This is a genomic window from Plastoroseomonas hellenica (assembly GCF_018129085.1).
GTDB lineage: Bacteria > Pseudomonadota > Alphaproteobacteria > Acetobacterales > Acetobacteraceae > Plastoroseomonas > Plastoroseomonas hellenica.
Window position 1 is genome coordinate 43,505 of sequence record NZ_JAAGBB010000036.1, and the last position, 21,342, is coordinate 64,846.

At 71.8% G+C, this 21,342-nt stretch carries 14 protein-coding genes; 7 read left to right on the forward strand and 7 right to left on the reverse strand.

Annotated features, from left to right (window positions below):
* Positions 1-6 precede the first annotated feature (6 nt).
* The 3 genes from GXW71_RS24500 to GXW71_RS24510 all read left to right on the forward strand — a co-directional run bounded on the left by GXW71_RS24500 (position 7) and on the right by GXW71_RS24510 (position 2,124).
* Positions 7-816, forward strand: coding sequence for an exodeoxyribonuclease III (locus GXW71_RS24500; protein WP_211855323.1), 810 nt, complete (start codon positions 7-9; stop codon positions 814-816).
* A 187-nt stretch (positions 817-1,003) separates the two neighbouring features.
* Positions 1,004-1,669: a tRNA (adenosine(37)-N6)-threonylcarbamoyltransferase complex dimerization subunit type 1 TsaB gene (gene tsaB, locus GXW71_RS24505; protein ID WP_211855324.1), complete on the forward strand. Its 666-nt coding sequence runs from the start codon at positions 1,004-1,006 to the stop codon at positions 1,667-1,669.
* Positions 1,666-2,124: a GNAT family N-acetyltransferase gene (locus GXW71_RS24510; RefSeq protein WP_367617363.1), complete on the forward strand. Its 459-nt coding sequence runs from the start codon at positions 1,666-1,668 to the stop codon at positions 2,122-2,124. The genes tsaB and GXW71_RS24510 overlap by 4 nt, the downstream gene beginning before the upstream one ends.
* Before the next feature lie 37 nt (positions 2,125-2,161).
* Here the strand turns inward: GXW71_RS24510 and GXW71_RS24515 are convergent, their stop codons facing one another.
* Positions 2,162-2,419, reverse strand: a complete 258-nt coding sequence (locus tag GXW71_RS24515) for a sulfurtransferase TusA family protein (RefSeq protein WP_367615871.1) — start codon at positions 2,417-2,419, stop codon at positions 2,162-2,164.
* 92 nt (positions 2,420-2,511) lie between these two features.
* Between GXW71_RS24515 and GXW71_RS24520 the strand changes: the two genes are divergently transcribed.
* The 3 genes from GXW71_RS24520 (at position 2,512) to GXW71_RS24530 (ending at position 4,481) form a co-directional block, all read left to right on the forward strand.
* On the forward strand, positions 2,512-2,961 hold the full coding sequence (locus GXW71_RS24520) for a MucR family transcriptional regulator (RefSeq protein WP_211855326.1): 450 nt from the start codon (positions 2,512-2,514) through the stop codon (positions 2,959-2,961).
* A 315-nt stretch (positions 2,962-3,276) separates the two neighbouring features.
* Complete coding sequence (locus GXW71_RS24525) at positions 3,277-3,675, forward strand: Fur family transcriptional regulator (protein WP_246526853.1); 399 nt, start codon at positions 3,277-3,279, stop codon at positions 3,673-3,675.
* Positions 3,675-4,481: a GNAT family N-acetyltransferase gene (locus tag GXW71_RS24530; RefSeq protein ID WP_211855328.1), complete on the forward strand. Its 807-nt coding sequence runs from the start codon at positions 3,675-3,677 to the stop codon at positions 4,479-4,481. The genes GXW71_RS24525 and GXW71_RS24530 overlap by 1 nt, the downstream gene beginning before the upstream one ends.
* A gap of 135 nt (positions 4,482-4,616) precedes the next feature.
* Here GXW71_RS24530 and GXW71_RS24535 read toward each other — a convergent pair whose 3' ends face one another.
* Positions 4,617-5,951 carry an LLM class flavin-dependent oxidoreductase gene (locus GXW71_RS24535; protein WP_246526854.1) on the reverse strand — a complete coding sequence of 445 codons (1,335 nt, stop codon included), beginning with the start codon at positions 5,949-5,951 and terminating at the stop codon, positions 4,617-4,619.
* A 122-nt stretch (positions 5,952-6,073) separates the two neighbouring features.
* The gene (locus GXW71_RS24540; protein WP_211855329.1) at positions 6,074-7,654 is read right to left on the reverse strand and encodes an ABC transporter substrate-binding protein; all 1,581 of its coding nucleotides are present in this window, start codon (positions 7,652-7,654) and stop codon (positions 6,074-6,076) included.
* 156 nt (positions 7,655-7,810) lie between these two features.
* Here GXW71_RS24540 and GXW71_RS24545 point away from each other — a divergent pair, with 156 nt between their 5' ends.
* Positions 7,811-9,142: an LLM class flavin-dependent oxidoreductase gene (locus GXW71_RS24545; protein WP_246526855.1), complete on the forward strand. Its 1,332-nt coding sequence runs from the start codon at positions 7,811-7,813 to the stop codon at positions 9,140-9,142.
* Here the strand turns inward: GXW71_RS24545 and GXW71_RS24550 are convergent.
* From GXW71_RS24550 to GXW71_RS24565, 4 genes are all read right to left on the reverse strand, one after another.
* Positions 9,135-10,028, reverse strand: coding sequence for a YihY/virulence factor BrkB family protein (locus tag GXW71_RS24550; protein WP_211855330.1), 894 nt, complete (start codon positions 10,026-10,028; stop codon positions 9,135-9,137). The two genes, GXW71_RS24545 and GXW71_RS24550, sit on opposite strands and share 8 nt — an antisense overlap.
* 51 nt (positions 10,029-10,079) lie before the next feature.
* Complete coding sequence (locus GXW71_RS24555; protein WP_367617364.1) at positions 10,080-12,290, reverse strand: transglycosylase domain-containing protein; 2,211 nt, start codon at positions 12,288-12,290, stop codon at positions 10,080-10,082.
* Entirely contained in the window at positions 12,287-17,989 is a 5,703-nt protein-coding gene (locus GXW71_RS24560) for an alpha-2-macroglobulin (protein WP_211855331.1), read from the reverse strand. Before GXW71_RS24560 ends, GXW71_RS24555 begins: the two co-directional genes overlap by 4 nt.
* A 12-nt stretch (positions 17,990-18,001) precedes the next feature.
* A partial coding sequence (locus GXW71_RS24565; protein WP_211855332.1) for a hypothetical protein occupies positions 18,002-21,342 on the reverse strand: 3,341 nt, incomplete at its 5' end.

Below are 21,342 nucleotides of genomic sequence, written 5' to 3' on the forward strand. Positions count from 1 at the left end.
ATCACCATGGCATCGCTCCGCATCGCGACCTGGAACATCAACTCCGTCCGGCTGCGCTTGCCGCTGCTGGGCGAGGTGGCGCGCAGCCTCGAACCCGACATCATCTGCCTGCAGGAGACCAAGTGCCCGGATGAGCTGCTGCCGCTCGACGGGCTGAAGGCGCTCGGCTTCCCCTATGTCGCGGCGCGGGGGATGAAGGGCTATAACGGCGTCGCCATCCTCTCGCGCATTCCCTTCGAGACCCGGACGAATGATCCCGACTGGTGCCTGAAGGGCGATTGCCGGCATCTCGGCATCACGCTCGACGCGCCGGGCGGGCCGATCGAGCTGCACGACTTCTACGTGCCGGCCGGCGGCGATATCCCGGACCGGGCGGCCAATCCGAAATTCGGCCACAAGCTCGACTTCGTGGCCGAGGCCACGACCTGGAGCGTGGCGCGCGGGGAGAATCGGCGCAGCGTCATGGTGGGCGACCTGAACATCGCGCCCCTGGAGCAGGATGTCTGGTCGCACAAGCAGTTGCTCGATGTGGTGTCGCACACGCCGGTGGAGGTGGCGGCACTCGGCGCCTGGCAGCGCGCCGGCGCCTGGCACGATGCGGTGCGCCACTTCGTGCCGGAGGACCAGAAGCTCTACACATGGTGGTCCTACCGTGCACGGGACTGGCTGGCGGCGGATCGGGGCCGGCGGCTTGACCATGTCTGGGTCAGCCCCGACCTGGCGGGCACGCTCCGCTCCCACGCCATCCTGAAGGCCGCGCGCGGCTGGGAGAAGGCCTCGGACCACGTCCCGGTCATGATCGAGCTGGCGCTGTAGGGCTTGCCTGGAGTGTGATGACTTGAGGCCGGTTCGGCCGAAAAGTCTGAATCACGCGATCAAACAAAACCCTCGAGCATGATGCGTGAGCGCATGCGAACGCATCATGCTCGAGGGGACGCTACAGTCACCGGACATCGGGATGGGCGAAGCCCGTTCCCACCGCGCAGCTTCCCCTGGAGTGGCCATGATCATTCTTGCCCTGGATGGCGCCCTCGCCCGCTGCTCGGCGGCGGTGCTCGCCGATGGTGCGGTGCTCGCGGAAGCGCGGGAGGACGCGGCCCGTGGCCAGGCCGCGCTGCTGCCGCCTATGGTGGACGCGGTGCTGGCGCGCGCCGGGGTCGCGGCCCCGGCGCTGTCCGCGGTCGCCGTCGGTGTCGGTCCCGGTGGCTTCACCGGGCTCCGCGCCGCGCTCGCCCTGGCGGAAGGCATCGCACTCGGGGCGGCCGTGCCGTTGATCGGCGTGACCACAGGGGAAGCCCTGGCCGCGGCCATTCCTGCCGAGCGGCGCCTGGGACGGGCGCTCTGGTCCGTGGTGGACAACCGCCGCGGGCGCGTGGTGCTGGAGCGTTTCGCGCCGGGCGCCATGGTGCCGGACGGTCCGCCGGAGGCTTTCGAGGAAGCTGCGCTGCCGGCGCCGCCGGGCCCGGTCGTGATCGCCGGCGACGCGGCGGCAGCGGTCGCTGCGCGGCTGGCCGCGCAGGAACGCGACGTGCTGTTGAGCGATGCGCGCCTGCCCGAGGCGGCGGCGCTGGCCAGGGTCGCGGCGGCGCGGCTGGCCGGCGCGCTGCCGCCGCGGGACGCGGTGCCGCTCTATGTCGAGCCCCCGGCGGTGCGGGCCTCGGCGCCGTGATTCTGCGGGCCGCGCTGGCGCATGAAGCGGTGGTGCTGGCTGCCATCCATGCCGAGGCTTTCGCGCCGTCGGATCGCTGGGGGGCTGACGCCATTGCACTGATGCTGGATGCGGCGGGGGGCTTCGGCGTGCTGGCGCTCGACGGCGCGCCACCCTTCGGAGAAGAGCCGCTGGGCTTCGGCCTGGCCCGCGCCATGGCCGGTGAAGCGGAACTGCTGACGCTCGCCGTGCGCCCCGCGGCGCAGCGCCGCGGCATCGGCCGCGCACTGTTCGGCGCGCTGGCCGGGCAGGCCAAGACCTTCGGCGCGGACATGCTGTTCCTTGAAGTCGCGGAGGGCAATCTGGCGGCGCACAGGCTTTACACAACGGCAGGTGCCATGGAAGTCGGGCGCCGCCGCCGCTACTACACCGATGGCAGCGACGCCTTGGTGCTGCGGCTGGCACTACGCCCCTGACCCTCTCCGGCGGAATTCCATGCAGCCAAGAAAAGATTCACGCCTTCTTGCGGATGACGAGGTGCAGGATCCCATCGCCACGCTCTTCTTGCTGTAGCACCGTGTGCCCCTGCTCGGTGGCCGTGCGGGGAACATTCAAGCGCGGCTCCTCGCCTTTCAGCAGCACCCCCAGTTCGGCGCCCGGTTGCAGACGGTCCAGGGCGAGACGCACCCGCACGAAGGTCATCGGGCAGGTTTCTAGTGTTATGTCGATTTCTCGCCTGGCGAATGCGGCTTCTGGTGAGGATGAATTCACGGAAACGTTCCCATTTTACTTAAGTCGCTGTTGCGAAACGGGCACAAGCATGCGTATACCACGCCTGTTATCGCAGGGATGGACAATCAATCATGGCTGACAACGCCGCCAGCGCGGATCTCCTTGGGCTCACTGCTGAAATCGTCGCCGCGCATGTCTCGAACAACGCCGTCGCGCTGCCTGATCTCGCTGGGCTGATCCAGGATGTCTATCGCACGCTGTCGAATGTCGGCGCCCCGCCCGCACCAGCCGCGGAAAAGCCGCAGCCGGCGGTGCCGGTGAAGAAGTCGATCACCCCCGAATACCTGATCTGCCTTGAAGATGGGAAGAAGCTGAAGATGCTGAAGCGGCATCTGAAGACGGCTTACAACCTGACGCCGGAACAATACCGTGAGCGCTGGGGCCTGCAGTCCGACTATCCCATGGTGGCACCGAATTACGCCAAGCATCGCTCCACCCTGGCGAAGAAGATCGGGCTTGGCACCAAGCCGCGCGGGCGCCCGGCGCGGGGCGGCCGGCAGGCGGTCGGCAAGTCGGCCTGAAACGGCCCGGGAGCGTGATCGTCGCCGGCTGAAAATGGCCCACGACGGGAACCGCGCTCCCAAGCAGGGACGCTGGACCTTGCCCGGTTCAGCCTAAACCGGTCGCGGCCAGCGTGGAGAAGGTTTGCCGGGGCGCGGCGCGGGGCTATGGTCCCGATCCGCGCTCCGCGCCGACCACGAGGAAACCGTTCGCTCCGCATGGACACACGTCCGCCACCCCGCCGATCGGAACCCCGCGCCGAGGCTTCCCGCCCCGAACCGGCGCGATCCGAACCTTCGCGCATTGAGCGTCTCTGCATCGAGCGCGGCCTGAAGATGACCGGCCAGCGCCGGCTGATCGCTCGCGTGCTGTCGGAGTCCGAGGACCATCCCGACGTCGAGGAGCTGTATCGCCGCGCGCTCGCGCTCGACAGCAAGATCTCGGTCGCCACCGTCTACCGGACGGTCCGGCTGCTGGAGGAGAAGGGCATCCTGGAGCGCCGCGACTTCGGCGGGGGCCGGGCCCGTTACGAGCCGACCGAGCACGGTCACCACCACCATCTCATCGACGTGGACACCGGCCGGGTCATCGAGTTCGCGGACGAGGAATACGAGCGGCTGGCGCAGGCGATCGCCGAGCGGCTGGGCTTCACGCTGGTGGATTTCCGCCTGGAGATCTTCGGCCGTCGTCCTGCCGTGGAGGAGAAGCCTGCCCCCCGCAAGGCCAAGCGCTGATGCTGGACGAAGGCTCGGGTTTCGGCGAGCTGCGCTCGCTCAATCTCGGGGTGCGCCTGGCCGAGACCGCCGCCGAGATCGACGCTGCCCAGGCGCTGCGGTATCGAATCTTCTATGAGGAGATGGGCGCCCATGCCGATGCCGCGACCGCGGCTTCGCGGCGCGACACCGACGAATTCGACGCTGTCGCCGACCATCTGCTGGTCCTCGACCACGATCGCGGCGAAGGCGCCTCGGGCGTCGTTGGCACCTATCGGCTGATCCGCCGCGAAGGCGCGGCGCGAATCGGGCGCTTCTACACCCAGGCGGAATACGATATCGGGCCGCTCGCCGCCTTGCCCGGCCAGATCATGGAACTCGGCCGGTCCTGCGTGGATGAGGACTACCGCACCCGCGCCGTGTTGCAACTGCTGTGGCGCGGCATCGCCGCCTATGTCTTCAAGAACGAGGTCGAGATCATGTTCGGCTGCGCCTCCCTGCCGGGAATCGACCTCGATGCGCTGGCGCCGCAGCTCACCTATCTCCATGCCAATCACCTGGCGCCGGAGGGTCTTCGGCCCCGCGCGGTGCCGGAGCGCTTCGTGGAGATGCGCCGGCTCGACCCGGCCGCGATCGACACCCGCAGCGCGGCACTCTCGCTGCCGCCGCTCGTGAAGGGTTATCTGCGGCTGGGCGGCTATGTCGGGGACGGGGCCGTCGTCGATCCGCAGTTCAACACCACCGATGTCTGCATCGTGGTGAAGACCGACAAGATCACCGACAAGTATTACCGCCACTACGAGCGCACCACCGGCGAACGCGACTGAGGACACGGGGCCGGCGCCGGTCGGGATGGCCAGCGCTTCGCCCATTATTCCACCAAACGGAAGACCGCTCCGTAACGCTTCCGGGGAATGAGCTGGCCGGCCGCGCAATGCCTTTGCAAAAGGGCTGCGTGATCCTCAATCCGCGGCGAAGCGGTTTGGCGGCACCGGGATGCCGAGGTGTTCGCGCAGGGTGTGCCCCCGGTACTCGGTGCGGAACAGGCCGCGGCGCTGCAGCTCCGGCACCACCAGCGCCACGAAGTCCTCGAGCGGCGTCGGGTAGTAGGGGAACATCAGGGTGAAGCCGTCGCAGGCGCCTTCGCGCAGCCAGGCCTCCATGCTGTCCGCGATGCGTGCGGGCGTGCCGACCAGAAGCTGGTGGCCGAGCGAGGTGCCGAGGTAGCGCGCCACCTGGATGATACTGAGGTCTTCCCGCTTCGCCTTCTCCATCAGGTGCCGTTGCCGCGCCTTGGCGGCGTTGCTCGGCGGCAGCTCCGGCAGGGGCGCGTCGGGCGGCAGGCTGTGGATGTCGAGATCGCCGCAGAGCCGCGCCAGCAGGCGCATGGCGTTGGCGTCGTCGAGCAGGCGCTGGAGCGCCTCATACTTCTGCTGCGCCTCGGCTTCGGTGCGACCGATGATGGTCATCAGCCCGGGCATGACCTTCACATGCGCGGGGTCGCGGCCGTGCCGCGCCGCGCGTGCCTTGAGGTCCGCGGCGAAGGCTTGGGCTTCGGACATGTCGCTCTGCGCGGTGAAGACGAGGTCGGCGGTGCGGGCGGCGAGCTCCATCCCCGCATCGGAGGAGCCGGCTTGGGACACTATCGGGCGCCCCTGCGGGCAGCGCGCCATGTTCAGCGGACCGCGCACCGTGAAATGCCTGCCGCGATGGTCGAGGAAATGCAGCTTCGCGGGGTCGATATAGTCGCCGCTCGCCTTGTCACGGATCAGCGCGCCATCCTCGAAGCTGTCCCAGAGGCCGGCCACCACGTCGTAGAATTCCTCGGCGCGCTCGTAGCGCAGCGCATGCTGCATGTGGTGGTCGGCGCCGAAATTGCCGGCCTCGTCCTCGATCTGGGAGGTGACCAGGTTCCACCCGGCCCGGCCGCCGCTGATATGGTCGATCGAGGCGAAGCGGCGGGCGATGTTGTAGGGCTCGTTGTAGGTGGTGGTCGCCGTCGCGATCAGGCCGATGCGCGATGTGACGGTGGCGAGCGCCGCCAGCAGCGTGGTCGGTTCCAGATAGGCTTGGCGGCCCTGCTTCGGGCGGAAGCGGCTGACGCCGTCGAGTGCCGCGCTGCCGTTCACCGCGACGGTGTCCTGGAAGAAGATGGTGTCCAGCTTCCCGCGCTCGGCTGCCTGCGCGATGCGGACATATTGGGCGAAATCCATGTCGCATTCGGGAATGGCGTCGGGATGGCGCCAGCCGGAGGAATGGCTGCCGGGCGTGAACAGGAAGGCGGCGAGGTGCATCATGAAGGCCTCTCCTACGAACGGCGCGAGCACTTACTCGCGCCGAGCGCCCGAATGGGCGCCGCCGGGAGTCCGGCGAAGCCAAGTGCGCGGAGCGCGCGCCCGGCGTTTGAGGGCAACGAAAATTACTGCGCCAAGCGGGTTTCGGTCGCCATGGTGTACTGATCGCCGCGCGGTGTCAGCGTCAGGGAACGCCGCAGGCCCCAGCTCGAGCGCATGAAGAAGATCGGCAGCAGTGCCTGGTCGTCGACCGCGAAGCGCACCGCGCGGCGCGTCGCCGCCTCCCGCTCCGCGTCGTCGAAGGTGCCATCGGCGAGATCGAGCAGCCGGTCCAGCGCCGGATGAGAGTAGCGGGAGCGGTTCCAGCCGCCATGCGCGCGCGCCGCATTGACCGTGCGCACCAGCGAGGTCAGCCCTTCGCTGGCGAGCCCGCTGGAGGAGCCGAAGATCGAGAGATGGGCGCTGAGTTCCGGCGCGCCCGCCGGCGTCAGGGTGGCGCTGCGGCGGAGATAGACCGGCATCGGCAGCGCCTCGATCGCGGTGCGGATGCCGATGGCAGTGAGCATCTGACCGATCGACTGGCAGGTGCGGGCATCGCCCGCGAAGCGGTCCAGCGTGCAATGGACCGTGAGGTTGAAGCCCTGCGGATAGCCGGCCTCGGCCAGCAGCCGGCGGGACAGGGCCGGATCATAGGCCGGCACGCCGAGATCGGGGTCGTGCCCGCTGAAGCCCGCCGCCGCGACCTGCCCCGCCGGCGTCGCGCCACCTTCCATGGCGCGCTCGGCCAGCGCCACGCGGTTGAGCGCATGCGTCATCGCCTGGCGCACCCGCTGGTCGCGCAGCGGGTTCTGCGGCAGCGGCTGCCCATCCGCGCCGGTCGCGTTCGGAATCTGCGTGCTCATGCTGTCGAGGTAGAAGTAGTGGGTGAAGACCGAATCGCCGGAGACGAGCTGGGTCTGCGCATGGGCGCGGATGCGCTCGTGCAGGCCGGACGGCACGGTGTCGATCACGTCCACGTCGCTGGCGAGCAATGCCGCGACCCGGGCGCTGTCGTTCGGGATGAAGCGGAAGGTGACGCGGGCCCAGGGTTCGGCCGACCCGCGCCAGTTCGCGCTGCGCTCCAGCAGCACGTCCTGGTTGGGTGTCCAGCGGATCCAGCGATAGGGCCCGGTGCCGATCGCCGCGCGGCCGCCATTGAAGTCGGCGTCGGCGGCATCGGTCGCCGCGCGTTCGGACAGGATCGCGATCGCCACCAGATAGTGGGGCTGCAGCGGTGTCGGCACGCCGGTACGAACGATCAGCCTGCGCTGGTCGACCACCTCGATACCCGTGATGTTGCGCACCGCGCTGGCATAGGTGCGGGGACCCTGCGCGGCCTGGGCGCGGCGGATCGAGAAGGCGACATCATCAGCGGTCAGCGGCGATCCGTCATGGAAGAAGACGCCCTCGCGCAACCGGAACTCCCAGGTCAGCGGATCGACCGCCCGCCAGGATTCCGCAAGGCCGGGCTGGGCGCGCAAGGTCGCGTCCTGGGTGAGCAGCGTCTCGAACACATGCAACTGCACATTGCGGTTCGGCGTGAAAGTCAGATGCGGGTCGGCGCTGTCCACCGCTGCCTTCATCGCGATGCGCAGGTGCTGCGCCTGGGCGATGGGTGCCATGGCCAGGCAGGCGATGGCAAGCAGCAGGGGGCGGAAGGCCGGCATGGCGTTCGGATCCTGTGATCGCCGGCGGTGCGCTCGGCTGCGGCGATGCAACCAGCGCGGATTTTGCACTGCAATCGGCTGCGTGCCGGAAACCATGGGCTTCGCGCGCGATCTGCTTAGGATGTGGGCGGCGGCGCCCGAGAGGAGACGATTTTCATGCAGTCGATGGAACGGCAGATGCCCGCACCTGAACGCCAGATGCATATGGGCGTCTTCGTCCTCGGGACCGGCAACCACATCGCCGGCTGGCGCTACCCGGGTGCCGCGGACAGCTTCCAGAGCCTGGCGGTGATCCAGGAGATCGCGCGCATCGCCGAACGGGGGAAGTTCGACCTGCTGTTCCTCGGCGACAGCCTGACCGCCGGCGTGAACGACCACCCTTCCTTCACCGCGCGGTTCGAACCGTTGACCATGCTGGCGGCATTGGCCGCGACGACGACCCATGTCGGTCTCGGCGCCACTTCCTCGACCACCTATGGCGAGCCTTTCCTGGTGGCGCGCGCCTTCGCCTCCCTCGATCACCTCAGCGGCGGTCGTGCGGCCTGGAACGCGGTCACCAGCTCCGGCCCGAAGGCGGCGGCGAATTTCGGGCGCGAGCATCCGCGCCACGATGCCCGCTACGAGGTGGCGGAGGAATTCGTCGATGTGGTGCGCGGGCTCTGGGATTGCTGGGATGATGGGGCGATCATCGCCGACCGGGAGACAGGCCAGTACATCGATCCCGCCAAGGTGCGCACGCTCGATCACGAAGGGCGCTTCTTCAAGGTGAAGGGACCGCTCAATATCGGCCGCTGCCCGCAGGGACAGCCGATCATCCTGCAGGCGGGTTCCTCGGAGGTCGGGCTCGAGCTCGCGGCGCGCACCGCCGACGTGGTGTTCTCGGTGGTGCAGGATTTTTCCGAGGCGAAGGCGGCCTATCGGGCGCTGAAGGACCGGCTGCCGCGCTTCGGCCGCCAGCCTTCGGATGTCGCGGTGCTGCCGGGCGTGATGCCGGTGATCGGCGCGACCGATGCCGAGGCGCGCGAGAAGCTCAATACGCTGCAGAGCTTCGTCACCGGCAGCAATGCGGCGACGCTGCTCTCGAACCGGCTCGGCATGGATGTCTCCGGCTTCCCGATGGATGCGCTGGTGCCGGAGCTGCCGCTGCCCGACACCTCGCATGGCTTCGCGCGCGCGATGCTCGCCAAGGCGAAGCGGGAGCGCATGACTTGGCGCGACCTGCACAACCTGACCGGCGCGGCCCGCGGCCATTGGGTCATCTGCGGCACGCCCGCCGGGATCGCGGACACGCTGGAGGAATGGTTCCGCGGCTTCGCGGCCGATGGCTTCAACATCCTGCCGCCCTACTTCCCCGGCGGCTTCGACGACTTCGTCGATCAGGTGGTGCCGATCCTGCAGGCGCGTGGGCTGTTCCGGCGCGACTATACCGGCACCACGCTGCGCGAGCATCTCGGCCTGGCGCGGCCATCGAGCCGCTTCTTCAGTTAGCGCGGGCGTTGCGGCCGCCGGAATCGGCCGGCACAGGCGCATCGCTGCAACTGCCGTGCATATTCGCCCAGGCGCGGGTGAACTCCGCGCCCAGCAGGAAGATCACCGCGGAATAATTCACCCAGACGAGCAGCACGACCAGCGCACCCGCCGCGCCGAAGCTGGTGCCGATGCTGCTGCTGCCGAGATAGAGGCCGATCGCCGTCTTGCCGATGCTGAACAGCAGTGCGGTCGCGAAGGCGCCGACCAGCACGTCGCGCCAGGCGATGTCGCGATCCGGCAGCACCTTGTAGATGGCGCCGAACAGGAGGGTGAGGATCGCGAGCGGCACGAAAAAAGCGATCCATTGCAGCAGCACGACGGTTTCCGGCAGCACGCCGCCGATCCAGGAGCCGAGCGCCTTGATCGCCGCACTGACGATCAGGGAGACGAGCAGCAGGAATCCGGTCGCCGCGACCAGGCCGATCGCCGCCGCCTTGGCGCGCAGGAAGCGGGAGATCTGGGTGCCGGCCGGAGGTCCCGTGGTCTTCCAGATGGCGTTCAGGGCGGATTGCAGCTCCCCGAAGGCGCCACTGGCCGCGAGCAGCAACATGGTGATGCCGATCGCGGCCGCGATGCCGCCCTCCGTCGCGTCGCTCGCACCGCGCACCATCTCCTGCACCGCGACCGCGGCATCGCGCCCGACCGTACCTTCGAGCTGCCCGGCGACTGCGCCCTGCACGGCATCCTCGCCGAAGGCGAAGCCGGCGATCGCGGTCGCGATCACCAGCAGCGGCGCGATGGAGAACAAGGTGTAGTAAGCGATGGCGGCAGCCCGGCTCAGGCATTCATCCGCGATGAAGCCCATCACGGTGTCGACCGCGAGCGTCCTGATCCTGCCGAGCATGGTGCCGTCCCTTCGGCGGCAGAACGGGCCGGCGCCGCGACGGTTGCGTGGCTACTCGACAACGATCCGCACCGGGCGCGAGACCGCTTCGTCCGAAGGCAGCCGGACCTGGAAGCGATGCACGCCGGGGGCCATCGGCCAATAGACGGTCTCGTTCGGATCGGCGACGGCGAAGGGCTCGCCGTCGACATACCAGACCACCTGCGCGGCCTGCGGCCGCACCGCGGCGCGCAACGCGATGCGGTTGAGCCGCGCCGGCGCTTCCGGATTGCGCCAGAGCCGGCTGTTGTGCTCCGGCGTGACGACCGACAGGCGCGACGCGGTCGCGGCCAGTGCATCCGCGGGCGGTGCGGGCTCCGCTGTCGCGGCCAGCGCGCTTCCTGCCGGCAGCCATTCCAGCAAGGTGGGGCCACAGGCGCCGTCATCCGGCCGCCCGGTGCGGGCGCAGAGTGCGACCGGCGCCGTGCCCTCCGGTGCCGGAAAGCCGCCGGCGGTCAGCGCATCGGCCGAGGTGCCGTGCAGGTCGAGCAGGACGGCCTGGGCCAGCGCCCCCGCCCCGAGCCCGCCGGTGATGCCGGCCATGGTCGCGGCATCGTCACGCCCGATCCAGACGCCGACCAGGTAGTCGCGCGACCAGGCGACGATCCAGGCATCGCGATACCCTTGGGAGGTGCCGGTCTTCAGCGCCACGGCGAAGGGATATTCGGTGGTGCCGTGCCGCGGGAAGCTCGGCAGCCGCGCCTGCGGATCGGCCAGGAACAGCGTCACCTGCCGCGCCGCCCATTCCGGCAGCACCCGGTGCGGCGGCGCGGCGGGCTGCCCCTCATACCAGAGCAGGTCGCCCAGCATGCCGTCCCCGGCCAGCGCGCCATAGGCGCGCAGCAGCCGATCGAGGCTGGTCGGCAGCGACCCCACCGCCATCGATAGCCCGAAATAGGCGGCGGGCTCGGCGCTGTCGTGCAGGCCGAGGTCGCGCAGGCTGCGGAAGGCAGTCTCCAGCCCGATGCGCCGCAGCAGGGCCGCGGCCGGGATGTTGCGCGAATTGGCCAGCGCCTGCCGCGGCAGCACGGGCCCGAGGAAGCCGCCATCCGCATTGCCGATGCCGAGCGAGCGATCGGGCAGGTCGGCGATGACCTCGTCCGGCCGCAACACCTCGCGCTGCAAAGCCAGGGCGTAGAGGAAGGGCTTCAGCGTGCTGCCGGGGGACCGGGCCGCGGCGGTATAGTCGAAGGCGCCGCCGGGTGTATCGGCGTAGCCGGCGGAGCCGATGGCGGCCAGCACCTCCCGCGTGCCGCGGCCCACCACCATCACCGCCATCTGGCGCGCGCCGTCCTGGTGCAGCGCGGCGAAGCGCGCCTCGGCCAGCCGTGCCACGCGGCGCTGCAGGCCGAGGTCGATATGGGTGCGCAGGCGCGCATCGGTGGGGTCGAGCCCCGCGATGCCCTGCCGTGCGACCATGTCGCGCAGCCGCAGCACCAGGTGCAGCGCGTCCGGGCGCAGCGGCAGCGGCGGCAGGGTCATGGCGGCGAGCTGCGCAATCGCGGTCGCGTATTCCTCGGGCCCGATCGCACCCTGCGCGGCGAGCGTCGCCAGCGCCCGCTGCCCGCGCGCCTTGGCCCGCGCCAGCCCTGCCGGGTTGCGCGGGTTGTGCAGCGCCGGCGCCTGCGGAATGGCTGACAGCAGCGCGATCTCCGCCCAGCTCAGATCGCCTGCCGGCTTGTCGAAGTAGAAGCGCGCGGCGTGGCCTATGCCATGGCTGCCGTTGCCGTAGGGCACCAGCCGCAGATACTGCGCCAGCACCGCATCGCGGCCGTAGCGCAGGGTCAGCGCGACGGCGGTGCCGGCCTCCACCGCCTTGACCCAGAGCGTGCGCGGTGCCGGATCCTGCATGCGCGCCACCTGCATCGCGATAGTCGAGGCGCCGGAGCGGCGGCGGAGGCTCGCCAGATTCTGCCAGGCGGCGCGCAGCAGAGCGACGGGATCGACGCCGGGATGGCTGCGGAAGCGCCGATCCTCGAGCGCCAGCATGGCGCGCGCGACGCGCTCCGGCGGCGTCACCGGCCAATAGCCGTAGTCGACATGCCGGCCATCGGGCGCGCCGCTTTCATGCCCGAGTTGGGTGAGGAAGGCGCCGTGGCGATCGGTCAGGACCGGTGTCGGCGCCGGCGCGCGCAGCTCCGCGCGCCCGGCCACCTGGGCGGCATAGACCGCCAACACGGCCAGCGCCGGCACCGCCATAGCGATGCGGCGCCACGGCTTCACGGCGCGATCACCACGCGTGCACCGGCGCTCGCCCCATACACACCGGGCCGATACAGCATCTCCGCCTCGCCCGGCGGCTGGGTGAAGCTGCCGGCGACATTGGCGCGCATGCGGAAGGTGATGCTGCTGTTGCCGCGCGGCAGGGTGGTGAAGACGGCGACCAGCCGGTCATCGCCATAGGAGGTCCAGTCCGGCTGCGCGCCGCTGCCGGGGGACGGTATGGCCTCGGCCGGCGCGGTGGCGAGCGCGGGGTTCAGCGGCTCCATCCCGGCGGCCAGCGGCAGGGTCAGCGCGACATGCACGCGATCCTCCGGGTTCACGAGCTCGGCGACCTCTTCGACGATGTCGCCGGTGGCGATCCGGATCGTCCCATCGGCGCCGGGCGTCAGCCGCTCCGGCGCGCCGCCGCCTGGGGGGATGCGGAACAGCGTGCGGGTCAGGATGAAGCCATCCTGCACGGCCGGCGCCTCCGCCCCCGGTGGCACCGGCAGGTAGCGCCGCTCGGCCAGCGCCAGCACCGCCACGGTGCCACGGTTCTCGACCCGCACCGCGCCGCTGCCGTCGGTGGGCCAGCCCAGCACCGGCGCGTCGGTGCCGAGCGTCCCGGCCTGCGGTCCCTGCGGCAGGACGACCTGCACGGCGGCGGCGCCGGCGGGTGGCGCCCAGCCGGCGGCGAGTGCCCGCAATGCCGCGGCATCGGCATTGGTGTTGCCCCAGCCATTCGGGCCACCGAGGCGCAGCAAGCCATCGCGCAGCAGCGCGAGCCGCGGCTCCTGCGGCGCGGCACGGGTAACCGCGAGCATCACCTCCGCCAGGCTCCGCGTCTCCGAAGGCAGGATCAGCGGATTGCCGCCGGTCTCGGACAGGCCGGCATAGGCCGGCCGGCCGTCCCGGTTCAGCACCCGCACCCGGCCCCAGAGCGTTTCCAACAACCCCGGCAGCATCGCCTGGTTGTCGGGCGGCAGCAGCGCAATGGCCGCCGCCGCCTGGGCGAGCGTCTCGGTCGGCATCTGCGCCGCTCGCCGCGCCAGCTCCGCAGCATAAGCGGGTTCCAGCTTGCCGGCCTCGGCGAGGGCGGAGAGCGCCGCCACGCGTTCCCGCAATTCCTCGCCGCGCATCAGGCGGGGATCGTCGGAACGCAATGCGCGGGTCAGCACCTCGGCCAGCCGGTCGAGCATGGGTTGCTCCACCGTCTGCCCGGCGCGGGCCGCCGCGGTCAGGAAGCGATAGGCGCTCGCGGTCAACCAGACCGAGCCGCGCTGACGCGGCCAGAAGGCGACTAGCCCGTCGGCGTCGGTCGCCTGCTGGATGGCGCGCGTGGTGGCGCGCACATCCGCGGCGATCCGGTCCTGCAGCCCGGCCGCAGTCTGCAGCGGCGCGAAGGGCGCCAGCGCGACCTCGGCGGCGGCGAGCGCGATGCGCTGCTCGGTGCCGCCGTAAGGATTGGCCAGCAGCAGGTTCATGGCACCCAGCATCTGCACCGCGGCCGCATCGGCGGTGACGCTGATCCGGCCGCTGCCGCTGCCTGGCCGCATCGGCTGCGCCGGCGGCGGCCAGGTCCCGGCCTCGCCCGGTGCGACCGTCAGGATGCTGCGCTCGCGCAGCGGCGGACGGTCCGGCTGGATCGGCAGGGTCAGCTCCACCGCATCGCCCGCGCCATCGGCGGCGCGGCGCACCAGGAAGCGCAGCCGTGCGGCATCGCTGGCCGCCGCCGGCACGCTGACCGGGAAGCCGATCCGCGCCGGGCGGTTCGGCGCCCAGGCGATGGCCTGCTCGGCGGGGCCGCCGAGCGTGAGGCCGGGGGCGGAGAGGGAGGCGCGGCCATTGCCGCCGGGACCTTCGACGATGCGGGCGATCACCGTCGCGTCGAAGCGGTCGCCCGGCCGCAGGAAGCGCGGCAGCGCCGGCTGCGCGATCACCGGCTGGCGCACCCGCACCTCGCCGACGCCGAAGCCGAAGCGCATCGGCCCGCTGATCGCCTTCGCCCGCAGGCGATAGACGGTCAGCGTGTCCGGCATGCGCACCCGGACGCGCGCGATGCCGTCGGCACCGACACGCACCCGCGGCAGGTAGACCGGCACCGGCGTGAAGTTGCGGCGGACCGAGATATTCTCCTGCGCCCAGGGTTCCTCGCCCTCGTCGCCGCCCGGGTTCTCGTCGAGCGGGATGATGCCGAAGGCCATGCTGCGCGTATCCCGCGCCGCCATGCGCGTCGGGCGATCGACGATGAAGTTGCGCAGCGGATCGAGCGGCTGCTCGCGTGCGAGCGACAGCACGGCCTGGTCGACCATCCAGAAGGCCGCCTCACCGGCGATCGGGCGTCCGCCCTCGTCAGAGAGCCGCAACGTCACCTCGATCTCCTCGCCAGGGCGCACGCTCTGCGGTGCGTTCAATGCGACCTGCACGCGATGCTGCACCGGCGTCACCGTCACCCAGGCGGTTGCCGCTGATGTCACCGGCTTGCCTTGGTCGAAGGGTGCGGTCGCTGCCTGGGGTGGACCCGCCAGGCGGCCGCGCATCAGCAGGAAATGTACCGCGATCCGCGGCATCTGCTCCCGCCGCACCGGCAGCGTGTAGCGGCCGAAGCCATTGGCGATCTCGACCCAGTCGTAGCGGAAGCGGCCCTCCGGCTCCTCCACGACCGCCAATGCGCGGGCGGTCTGAAAGGGGCTCTGGATCAACAGCGTTGCGCTCTCGCCCGGCGCATAGGCATCGCGCTCCGGCGTCACTGTGACGGTCTGCGCCGGCGGGCGTGCCCAGGTGACCGGCGTGTCGCCGGCCATGAAGAGATCGACGCGCACCGTCTGGCGGCGGCCGAAGCGATCCTCCGCCTCGAGCTGCACCAGGTAGACGCCGGCCTCCCGCGCTTCGAAGCGCAGCGCCTGCACATCGTCCGTGCTGGTCAGGCGGCGCTCCTCGACGGTCTCGTCCACCACCTCGGTCTGGTAGCGCGCCGCGCCCTGGCTGAAGTCGCTCGCCTGCAGGATGGAGACCCAGTTGCGCCGGATCAGCCGCGCGGTGACGGCGATGCCGGCCAGGGCCTTGCCTTCGGCATCCGCCACCAGCATCTCGCCCTCGATGGCGCCAAGCGTCGGGATATAGCGCGGCAGCTTCAGCCCGAGCACGAAGGGCGGCAGCGCGACGACGGTCTGGCTGCTGCGCACCTGGATGTCGTCATCGCCGGTCACCGTCGCCTCGATCACGTAGCGGCGCGGTTGCGCGGTGGGCTCCACGGTCGGGTCGAGCGTCAGCCGCGCGGCGCCGCCATCATCGGTGCGCGTCTCCCGGTTCATCACCGGGGAGGAGCGGAATTCGCGCTGCGCCGAGAAGCGGCTGTCGCTACCGAACAGGAAACCCTCCCGCTGCGGTGGCGACCAGGCCTGCGGGAATTGCGTCACGCGCCAGGTGACTGGACGATCGGCGGCAAGGCCGCCCGCGAAGTAGCGCGCCAGCAGGTCGATGGAGAAGGGCGCGTCGAGCGGCACGCGGGCCGCACCGTTCAGCAGCACCTCGAAGGTCGGAAGGCGATAGGCTTCTTTCTTGAAGCTCGTCTCGCCGCAACTGGTGCCGTCCTCCGCCTCGAAGCGCACCGTGTAGTCGCCGGTGGCGTCGGTCCGCTCCGCGAAGAGATGGTGGAAGCCGCCGGCATCGTCCGGCGTCACCGGGATACGCCATTCCTGATCGGAGGGGCCGGAGACCACCAGTGTCCCGGCGGGGCGCCAGAAGCTCAGCGTGCCGCCGACATAGCGGCGCAGGAAGGCCTGGATATGGACCGGATCCTCCGGCCGGTAGATCGGGCGCTCGGTGAAGATGTGGCAGAGGAGCTGCGGCGCCGGCCGCCGCTCCGCGACGTCGCCCTGCGTCCAGCCGAGCCAGCGGCCCTCGCCCCCCGTCCAATTGCCATTGGCGTATTGCCGCGGCGGCCGCGCGGGGTCCAGCACCAGCGTGTCGTTGCCCTTGGTGATGGTGATGCGCCGAAGCTCGCGGCGCAGCGTGTCCGGCCGCGTGCCGGCGGCGGGCGCGGTCCAGAGGAAGGCGCCGTCCGCGCCGGTGACGCCGCGCGCGAGCGCGGCATAGGCATCGCCGCGTTCGCCGTCGAGCGTGATCTCGGCACCCTCCACCGGGCGTGCGGTGCTGAGCGAGGTGACATGGAACCGCACCCGGTCCGCTTCCTCGACCGTGGTCAGCACCAGGTCGGTGACCTGCACGCGCATCCAGCGCCGCGTGCCGCCATCCACGGGCCGGAGCCCGACCAGGTAGGTGCCGGGCTGCTGCGGGCCCGCGATGCGCGCCAGCAGCGGCGCGACATCCAGGCCGAAGCGCGCCGAGGCGCCCCCACGCTGGGTCGGCAAACTCACCAGCTCCGACACCGCCGGCGAGCCGAGGGACCGGATGCGCTCGGCAAGCGCGCGGCGGTTGAGCGCGGCGGTGCCGGTCCAGGGCGTGGGCTCATTGCCGGCAAGCGGTGGTGCGGCGCCGTCATCGGTCTCCAACCCGCTCGCCGGGAAGGGCCAGAAATCACGCCCGAGCGGAGGGATGGCATGGATGCGGAGATCAGCGCGCTCATAGCCCTGGCCGCGCAGCGGCAGCATCTGCTGGCCGAGCCGTTCGACCAACCCCTGCCCGGCATCCCAGACGAGGTTCGGCTGATCGGGCTGAAAGGCGAAGCGCGCGGTGATGGGGGCGCCGGACAGCGTCCGGCCGCGGGTGTCGCTGATGCTGCCGGGTTCGACGCGGAGCTCATAGGCGGCGTCGGCCTGGAAGCGGCCGGTCACTGCCCAGCTCCGCCCGCTGACCGCGACGGCGAGGTCGTCGACCGGCGGCGTGATGCGCAGCACCTGCCGCGCCCGCACCGCGTCCACCGCTTCCGGCTCCTCGGAGAAGCGCAGCGTCAGCCCGCGGCGACGGCCCGATGATCCGTCCTGCGGGCTGCATTGCAGCAGCCCGTCCCGGATGTCGCGGCCGAAGCCGCGCGCGCAGCCGGTGTCGGTCAGCGCGAAGGGGGAGGCGCTGCGCAGCCTGAGCTCGAAGGCCTGGTCGTCGAGGCCGGGCTCGTCCGACAGGTTCAGCCGCAGCAGCGCCACATGGCCGTCCGGGATCGGGCGGTGCAGCACCACGAGATAGCTCGCCGGCGCATCGCGCGCCTCGCGGTCCACGGCGCGGATGGTGAAATCCTGCCCGGTCAGGATCTGCGCGCCGGGCGCCGCGGTGCCGGGCGCGCGGCGCAACTCGATTGTCAGCAGCCGGGCCAGCGCCGCGGGATCGACCGGGTCGGCGAAGGTCAGGGTGATAGTGTCGAGATTGGCGACGCCCTCGCTCTCGGCCGTCGGAATGGTGCGGATCGGCGCCGGCAGCAGCGGCACCAGCCGGGTGGTGCGGCCGGCGGCCGCGATCTCCACCCGGCGCAGCGGCTGCCAGGGCTCGGCCGGGCGGAACTGCAGGGCGCGCGGGCCGAGCCACTGCCAGGCGCCGGGGATCGCCGGGGTCAGGCGCACCAGCCGCTCTGGCGCATCCTCCGGCCCGCCCTGGGCCGGGCCCTGGTCGCTGTCGAACAGCACCGTCACCGGGTCCCAGCGGCGCAGGAAACGGTCCGGCACCACGCTCGCGCCATCGGCGCGGAGCGTGCGGTCGAGCGGTTGCGCGTAGATCGGGGCCGAGGCCAGCAGCGCGAGGAACAGGCCGAGGATCAGACGGGTCATGTTGGTGCTTCCTCAGCGCGCGGCGGCCGGCATGACGCCGGTCATGGCCTGGTATTCGCGGGCGATTTCGGCGGGCGGACCGCTCGGGCGCGGTTCCAGCCCGATCACGGCCGGGCGGACGGTGGCGGGGCCGGCATCGGCGGGCAGCCGCGCCTCGATGATGTAGCGGCCGGGCGGCAGCCGGCGGAGCTGCGCGACGCCTTCCCCGATCGGTGCGCCATCGGCGCCGAGCAGCCGCACCGCCACCCGGTCGGGCTCGGCGCGCACGCCGACGCCGACGATGGCGGCGCGCGCGAGCTCGAAGCCGAACAGCGCGCTGCCGCCGGGTGCGACCATCACCGGCGCGCCGACGCCTTCGGCGACCGGCAGCACGGGCAGCGCGTCGAGCTCCAGCGCGCCGCTCAGCGGCCCCTCCTGCGGCGCCATCACGCGCAGCACCGTGGCGCCGGCGGGCAGATAGCGCTGGAACTCGGCGCCGGCGGCGAAGACCTCCGGCGCCGCATCGCCGAGCGCCAGCACCACAGGCGCGGTGGTCCGCGCCTGCAGCAGCACGGGTGTTGTGGACGAGAGCGTCAGCGCCATCGCCGGCCCGGCGAGCGGCATCTGCCCCGGCAGCGGCGCTGATAGCGCCGGGACATCCGGGAAGGGTGCCGCATCGCCGATCCAGGCAAGGACCGGCCCCGACCCGTGCTCCAGCACCAGCAGCCCAGGCCCGGTAAGGCGGAGATCGGTGCCGCGCCGCACCGCGCCGTCGCGGGTGATCACATGGGCGTCGCGCCCGCCTGCGATGCGCAGGCGCTGGCCCGCCGCCGCGTCCAGCGGCAGCGCGACGGAGCCGGCGGCGCCGAAGAAGCGGCGCAGCGGTCGGGTGGCGCCGAGCGCCGGCGTGGCGGACGGGAGGCGCGCAACCTGCACCATGGCGGGCGCCGGCGCCCGGCCGGTATTGACCAGCAGCAGTTCGGTCCAGTCCCCGTCCAGCAGGCGGCTGACCGGCGAATCGCCGGCCCAGACCGTGACCGCATCGGCACTCCGCCATCCCAGCACCGCGGCGGTGCCGGAGGGGAGGTCGAGCCGCAGCCGCTTCGGCCCCTCCGGCAGCAGCAGCGGCTGCGCGCCATTGGCGGCCAGCGTGTCGCGGAAGGCATTGGCGATCGCGCGCTCTGGCGCCAGCGACGGATCGATGGCGCGGAGCGCCGTGCGGATCGGCGTCGCACCGTCCGCATTGCGCAGCCGCAGCCAGGGGCCGCCGGCGAGCGCGATGCTCGATCCCCGCGCCAGGCCCATGCCGCGCCCGGCCTCCAGCGCCGCGATGTCGGCGCCGCTCTCGGCCAGCCAGAGCCGGGCCGGGCCGTCGCCGGCGGGCAGGGTTGCGGTCTCGCCGGCCGCGAGGGTCAGGATCAGCGGCCGGGCGATGGCGGCGGCGCTGACCTGCAGGGGCGCCGGGCCCGACGCCAGCAGCCAGAGCCGCTGGGATTGCGGGGCGATGAGGCCGCCTGCCACCGGCGCCAGCCCGCGCCCAGGGGCGCTGACCTGGGACAGCGCCGCACCCGTCACCGCCACCAGCGCCGCATCCGGCACCGCGACCAGCGCGACATGAAGGTCGCCGCTGAGCCCAGCCGGCACCGGCGTTACCGTCCCGAGCGGCTGCGCGGGAAGGGAGGGCGTGCGCAGCGCGAAGCGGATCGGTGCGAGGCCGCCATCCACGCGCCAGGCGGAGGCGCGCCAGGCAGCGCCGGGCTCGGCCGGCACCGCCGCGACCGCCCGGGTGCCGCGCTGGGCGGTGACCGGCTGCCAGGTGCCGTCCGGCGCCTGGCGATCGAGGCTCAGCACCAGCTCCTCCGCTGCTTCGGCGCTGGCAAGGATCAGGCTGCCCGCCGGCGCGACCGGCAGGGTCAGATGGTGCACGCCGGCGTCGGCCAGCACCGCCTCGCCTTCCGCCGCGACCGGCCGCGCCGGCATCGCCTCCGGCAGGGAGAGGCGGATCGTGGTGCTGGCGGCCTCACCCTCCGGCGCTTCGGATTCCGGATCGTCGGCGTAGCGGCGGGGACGGCGAACCTCCTCGGAGTCGTCATCCTCGTCGCTCGCTTCGCCCTGCGATGGGCGCAGCGCCGCGACCGGTGCTGGCTGCGTCAGCTCCAGCACATAGCGGCCGGCCGGCAATTGACGGGAGATCGCGATGTTCCAGTCATCCGTCCGCTCGCCCTCACGCAGCAGCACGCGTCCTGCGGCATCGCGCAGCGTGGCGCGCAGCAAGGCCGGGCCGAAGCTCGTCAGGTTCACGACACGGTCGGTCGCGATGGCGAAGGGCAGGCTCGCCGGCAGCGACACCGTCCGCGCCACGTCCGGCTGCAGCTCGGCGCTCCGCAGGGTCAGGCGATAGGGCAGCCGGTCGTTGCGGCCGAGGGCGCGGGCGCTGACCCGGTAGCGCCCGGCCGGCAGGGCGCCGGTGAACCCCGCGCTGTCGGCGAAGGATGCGATCCGCTCCGGCGCATCGGCGCGGTGCAGCTCGGCGCCCATGCCATCGGAGATGGAGAGCGTGATCTCCGCCGAACCGGCAAGGCTGAAATCCCATAGATCCGGGTCGCGCGTCGCGTCGCGCGTGGCGGGTTCCCGCCACTCGTTTCGCGCGATGGTGCCGAAGGTCAGCGGATGCGGGCCGTGGCCCGCAGTTTCCGGCGGCGCGCGCAGCGCGGTCAGGCGCGCGACGACGCGGCTGTCGACATCGGCCGGCAGCACCACCAGTCGATAGCGCCCAGCCGGAAAATCCTGCTCCAGCCCATCGATCGGGCCGGGCGCCCAGAGCGGCCAGCCCTCGGCATCCTCCAGCCGCGCCGGCACCTCGCGCCCGAGCGACAGCAGGTTCAGCCGCTGGCGCCCGCCTTCGGCGATCTCGATGGGGATAATAAGGCCGCTGCCGGCCGGCAGGCTGGCGCGCACGGCACTGTCCGGCCGCAGCACGGGCGCGTCCCGCGTCGGCGCCGGACGGGCCAGCAGGCCGAGCCGGCCGTTCGACGCTTCCGCCGTCACCGTCAGCCGATAGGCGCCGGCGCGGAGGTGACGCTGGATCAGCATGTTCTGGCCGGTGCCGTTGCCGACGGCCTCTTCCAGCGGCGCGATGAAGGCGGTGCCGAGGCTGCCGCGGGTGCGCAGCCGGCCCAGCGTCTCGACCCGGTAGAGTCCGCCCTCCGGCAAGGTCAGCGCAAAACTGCGCGCCTGGTCGCGTGCCAGGTCGAAGAAGAGCGGCCGTCCGGCGGCGAGCGCCGGCAGCGCCGGCAACGGACGCGGCGTCGGCAGTGTCGCCGCCGGCACCGGCGTGCGCCGGGCCACCACCAGGCTGCGCGGCGCGGCGGGGG